4 protein-coding genes and 1 rRNA gene are annotated in these 5,788 nt (G+C 53.2%); all 5 read right to left on the bottom strand.

Features of this window, described 5'->3' with window-relative positions:
* Positions 1-456 (bottom strand): histidine phosphatase family protein (locus WC600_18550; protein MFA4904731.1); only part of this gene is annotated, 456 nt, incomplete at its 3' end.
* Positions 456-1,133, bottom strand: coding sequence for a TIGR03936 family radical SAM-associated protein (locus WC600_18545; GenBank protein ID MFA4904730.1), 678 nt, complete (start codon positions 1,131-1,133; stop codon positions 456-458). The genes WC600_18545 and WC600_18550, both read right to left, overlap by 1 nt.
* Positions 1,105-2,361 carry a hemolysin family protein gene (locus WC600_18540; GenBank protein ID MFA4904729.1) on the bottom strand — a complete coding sequence of 419 codons (1,257 nt, stop codon included), beginning with the start codon at positions 2,359-2,361 and terminating at the stop codon, positions 1,105-1,107. The genes WC600_18545 and WC600_18540 overlap by 29 nt, the downstream gene beginning before the upstream one ends.
* Positions 2,358-3,917 (bottom strand): tRNA (N(6)-L-threonylcarbamoyladenosine(37)-C(2))-methylthiotransferase MtaB, encoded by a 1,560-nt coding sequence (gene mtaB, locus WC600_18535; GenBank protein ID MFA4904728.1) that lies wholly within the window; start codon positions 3,915-3,917, stop codon positions 2,358-2,360. Before mtaB ends, WC600_18540 begins: the two co-directional genes overlap by 4 nt.
* A 252-nt stretch (positions 3,918-4,169) precedes the next feature.
* Positions 4,170-5,675: ribosomal RNA gene (locus WC600_18530) — 16S ribosomal RNA — on the bottom strand.
* Positions 5,676-5,788 lie beyond the last annotated feature (113 nt).

Raw genomic sequence — 5,788 nt, 5'->3', positions numbered from 1 at the left:
AGCAAATAGATGGCTGACGACCACTACTGTGTTGGAATGGCTGTTGTTGAGTATGCTCTGGATAGAATTCCAAACACGCTCCTGAAGCTCCGGTAGAGACTCGCCGCCGGGCATACGGGCCAATGCGGCATCGGCCATCCAGATTCGAAAGAATTCCGGATGCCTGGCCCCCATATCGGAAGCGTACACGCCATCAAGCTCTCCCGTATCCAACTCCTTTAATCCATCGATGATTTTGATCCCCACCCGGTGAAAATGGTTGATCGCTTCGGCTGTTCCCAGAGCCCGCCGCAAAGGGCTGGTGTAAACTGCCTCCACCCTTTCATTATGTAAAGCTATCGCTATCAGCTCGGCCTGCTTTTTCCCCGATTCGTTAAGCGGGAGATCGCCCTGACCCTGCACCCGATGTTCACGGTTCCACTGGGTTTCTCCGTGTCTGACCAGAATCAGCCGCATCAGTTCGTTCCCAAGACCAGTTTGGTGCGATGAATCGATTTTGGCAAGTCAGAAAATCCCATTGCCTGGGCCACTTGCTCCGGCCTGCCCGATCCGCTGGAGTCGGCAAGCAGCCTCATGCCAAAGGTATACAAGGATTCCCCCTTGTCTATTATCCAGATGTCATCGATCAAGGCTCGCAGATCATATCGATGGACCTTCTCATCCCTGGCATGTTGCCAGGGCAGGCTTGTCTTCTCCAGCAGGGACCGAATCGCCTGGCCTGCCTCTTTCGGCGCTTTCTCCGATTCCACCTCAACCCTGTATTCGGCGAAACGCAACTGGGATTGGAGCGAAGGCAATCCGGGCCAGAGTTCCTTTGTTCCCAATATTCGGATGCCCGCCGGCAATTGCTTGCTCATGACTTTGACAAAGAATTCCAGAGATACCCTTCTTGCGAGAAAGACATCCATTAACTCGCCTTCGCTGGTAATCCCCACGGCCAGCGGCGCAGCTATGGAAATTCTGGGATGGGGATTGAATCCCTGCGAATATGCCAGCGGCATCCCCGCCCGGCGCAACGCCCTTTGCCAGAGTCGCATGATATCCAGATGCGAGATATATTTCAAGTCACTGCCGCGGCTGAAGGTAACGCAAAGCCGCTGCTGATCATTCTTTGGTAATAAGGACCTTTTCAATCTTGACTCCCTTCATTTCGGTCACGGTGAGCATAATCCCCCCGCATTTCAGTTGTTCTCCCTTTTTAGGAATGTGCCCCAGCACGGTGAGGATGAATCCGGCTACAGTTTCATAATCCCCTTCTTGCAATCCCAAATCCAGTTCTTCATTGGCCTGGTCAAGCCTCATTGCACCATCGACTTGATATGTATTGAGATCGATTGTTTCCACATGCTTGTGTCCGCCCGCCAGTTCATCCCCCACTTGTCCCACTATCTCCTCCAGTATCTGCTCAATGCTCACGATACCGGCCGTGCCGCCATACTCATCAACCACCATAGCCATCTGCGTGCTTTGAGCCCGCATCTCGCGGAAAAGTTCTCCGATGACCTTGTTCTCAGGCACAAAATAAGCCGGCCTGGCTAAACTTGTCACCACATTCCCCCCACTCAACTCTCCCCTGGCTTGAGCCATCAGCACATCTTTTATCGACAGAATGCCGATTACATTATCCCGTGTTTCTTCGTAAACAGGGAATCGGGAGTGAGGCGACTCGGCGTAGACCTTCAGAAAATCTTCCAATTTGATATCCTTTTCCACCCACACGATGGCCGGTCGCGGCGTCATGATCTCTGAAACATGACGATCGCCGAATTGGAAGACCCGCTCCATCATCTCAGCTTCCTCTTCTTCCACGGTTCCGTCTTCACGCCCCAGCGAGATCATGGCACGGATTTCCTCCTCGCCTATCAGTCTCCTGGGTGTAGTGTCGCCGCCAATAAACTCGCCTACACCCGTTCCGATCCTGGCCAGAATGGAGGTAATGGGGGAGAGTATCGATGATATGATTCTCATTGGACGCACGTAGAGCAGGGCCATTTTCTCACTAGTCCGGGCAGTAACGACCTTGGGTATGATGTCAGCAAATAGCAACAAAACAATCGTCAGCACAACGGTGGACACAAAAACCCCTGCCCGATCATCAAGGATATCCACGATGATCACGGTTCCCAGCACCGTGGCAGCAGTATTCGCAAGGTTGTTTCCTAAAAGTACCGTCGCCAGTAGCTTCTCTGGGTGCTTGGCTAGCTTTTCCACCTCATCAGCACCAGAAACGCCGCTGCTCACCAGATGCCTGATTCGCGTCCTTTGCAGCGAAATGAAAGCGGTCTCTGAACTCGAAAAGAAGGCAGAGAGCGCCAGGCAGATAAAGAATATAATGAAGTAGGCTAAATTTTCACCACTCACGACGACTCATCCTCCTTTCGGAATTCCTCTCCCAGGTTAGCCACGATCTGGGCATCTCCCCAGAGGGCATCTCCATGTTCAATGCCCAGTTCAGTCTGAAGCAGGCGGTTTGCAAGCGGCTCATTACTCCGGGTTACTACTTTGATATAATTTCCGGTGTGCCCGATCCAGAGATGGTCTTCCTTCTGCTCCTCCCACAATACCAGCATCGTTTTCCCTGTGAATCGGCGTCTGAAGTCTCGCGAACTCTGCTCAGCCAGATCGATCATAGCACGGCTTCGATCTTTTTTGAACCTCTCCGGGACTTTATCGGGCATCCGTGATGCCGGAGTCCCGGGCCGCGCCGAATAAGGGAAGATGTGCAGGTCCGCAAAACCGATCCCTTCGCAAAACCAGTAGCTTTGTTCAAACTGGGCATCAGTCTCGCCTGGGAATCCAACGATGACATCGGTGGTGATCGCAATATCCGGCATGGCATCCCGAACCTCACTGGCCATTTGATGATATTCGCCGGTGGAATACCTTCGATCCATCCGGCGAAGCACCGGGTCGCTGCCGCTTTGAAGAGCCAGATGCAGGTGTCGGCATATCCGCTGGTTGTCCTTCCAGAGCCGGATCAGGGAAGGCGAGAGTTCCGCAGGTTGAAGCGAAGATAAACGAAGCCGTGCCACGGCAGTTTCATCCAGGATGCGTTGCGCCAGCCCTTCAAGTCCGCCCACTCCATCATAAGCCCCAATCCTGGTTCCGGTCAGAATGACTTCGTTGCAACCCTCACCGACCCTGGCTTTGATTTCAGCGATGACAGTTTCCGCCGCCACGCTCCGCTCACGCCCTCTGACATGGGGTACGATGCAATAGGAACAATTATGGTTGCAACCATCCTGGATTTTTATCATTGCCCTTGTTCGAAATAAAGATTCGGGCAAAGCTTGATTTTGAGCCTGTCTCAAAAGGGGTGCGGAGTGTTTCCTGCCGGGGGCTTGGCTTGCCGTGAGCCCTGCCGAACGGGGATGCCCCTCAAAAGCATAACTCCCTTCGTCCCCCTTTGCTAAAGGGGGATAAGAGGGGGTTAAAAGGAGTTTTCGGACAGCCTGATTGCAGGGAGATTCGGAGGTTGAGAAGAATGTGGACAGCCTATTTTCTTTGTCGCAAGCAGGCTTGCTCTGGAGGTCAAGCCGTGCCTCTATTATCTCTACCAAGCGGCCTTTTTCGGCATTGCCGATAACGAGGTCAACCCCTTCAACTTGCCCCACTGCTGCGGCATCCCGATCCGCATAACAGCCGAGTGCTACGACCAGCGAGTTAGGATTTCTGCCGCAGAAATTTCTGAGGTATTGCCGGCACTTGCGATCGGCAATGTGAGTGACGGTGCAAGTATTCAGAATAAAAATATCGGGGCTTTCATTTGGGGATACTAACCTGAATCCCTCATCAAGAAACATGCGTGCCAGCGCTTCGCTTTCCGCCTGGTTGAGCTTGCAACCTACGGTCTGCAGAGCAACGGTGGCTTTAGCCCGGTTGCCGGGATCATGAGCTTCGCTCTCGGTAGTATTCATTCCTTGCGAGCGCCGGACCTGCTGATGATAATTTAGCCGGAAAAGAGACTGAGCTGATTTATCGCTGGTGTAGCCTGTCCGACTTCGGATGCTCGACCTGAGGACAAAATGGACTTGCAGTATTGCTTTTCAGATATAGAAATACCTTAACACCTGGATAGTGGAAGGAAGTTTTTGAAACTAACCAAACCGAAGGGGTTTAACCCTTCGATCGACCTGGAAATCCAGAGGCAAAGCCTCTATGACTCCCTGAAAGGAGGTGATCCAGCCACACCTTCCGGTACAGCTACCTTGTTACGACTTCGCCCCAGTCACTAGCCCCACCTTCGGCGACTGCTTCAATAAAGTTAGCGCATCGACTTCAGGTGTTGCCAGCTTCCATGGCGTGACGGGCGGTGTGTACAAGGCCCGAGAACGTATTCACCACTGTATGCTGACCAGCGGTTACTAGCAACTCCAACTTCATGGAGGCGAGTTTCAGCCTCCAATCTGAACTGAGGACGGTTTTTAGGGATCAGCTCCAGATCGCTCTTTAGCACCCCTCTGTACCGCCCATTGTAGCGTGTGTGTAGCCCAAGACGTAAGAGCCATGCTGACTTGACGTCATCCCCACCTTCCTCCTCGTTTTGCGAGGCAGTCTCCTGTGAGAGTGTAACACAGAACAAGGGTTGCGCTCGTTGCGGGACTTAACCCGACACCTCACGGCACGAGCTGACGACAGCCATGCAGCACCTGTGCTGGTTCCTGATTTGACAGGTGGTCCCCCTTTCGGGTTCCTACTTCCAGTATGTCAAGCCTTGGTAAGGTTCTTCGTGTATCATCGAATTAAACCACACGCTCCGCTGCTTGTGCGGGCCCCCGTCAATTCCTTTGAATTTTAGCCTTGCGGCCGTAATCCCCAGGCGGGACACTTAACGCGTTAGCTACGGCACGGAGAGGGTCGATACCCCCCATACCTAGTGTCCATCGGTTGCGGCGTGGACTACCAGGGTATCTAATCCTGTTTGCTACCCACGCTTTCGCGCCTCAGCGTCAGAAACAGCCCAGAAGATCGCCTTCGCCACTGGTGTTCCTCCCGATATCTACGCATTTCACCGCTACACCGGGAATTCCATCTTCCTCTGCTGTCCTCAAGCCCAGCAGTTCCTCTTGACCCCTCCTAGTTAAGCCAGGAGATTTCACAAGAGGCATACTGGGCCGCCTACACGCCCTTTACGCCCAATAAATCCGGATAACGCTTGCCTCTCACGTGTCACCGCGGCTGCTGGCACGTAATTAGCCGAGGCTTATTCCCTGGGTACCGTCAGAGCTTCTTCCCCAAGAAAAGGGCTTTACGACCCGAAGGCCTTCATCACCCACGCGGCGTTGCTGCGTCAGGCTTTCGCCCATTGCGCAATATTCCCTGCTGCTGCCTCCCGTAGGAGTCTGGGCCGTGTCTCAGTCCCAATGTGGCTGGTCATTCTCTCAAACCAGCTACCCGTCATCGGCTTGGTGGGCCGTTACCTCACCAACTACCTGATAAGCCGCAAGCCCCTCCTCAAGCGCCCGAAGGCTTTGGTGTTTGGGCATTACCCCTACACTTCATGCGGTATTAGCACCGATTTCTCGGTGTTATCCCCCACTCGAGGGCAGGTTGCTTACGTGTTACTCACCCGTCCGCCACTAGGAATAAAACCGAAATTCTATTCCCCGTTCGACTTGCATGCATTAAGCACGCCGCCAGCGTTCATCCTGAGCCAGGATCAAGCTCGCCACACAATTAACCTTCCTTCCACTATCCAGTTGTTAAGGTACTTTTCAGTGCATATAAGTTATATCACGTCTGGTAAGCGTTGTCAACAACAAGTTTTTCCCCCAGAAGCAGCGATTCA

Source organism: Desulfobaccales bacterium, assembly GCA_041648175.1.
Taxonomy (GTDB): Bacteria; Desulfobacterota; Desulfobaccia; order Desulfobaccales; family 0-14-0-80-60-11; genus 0-14-0-80-60-11.
This window is presented reverse-complemented; position numbering and strand designations above follow the sequence as displayed.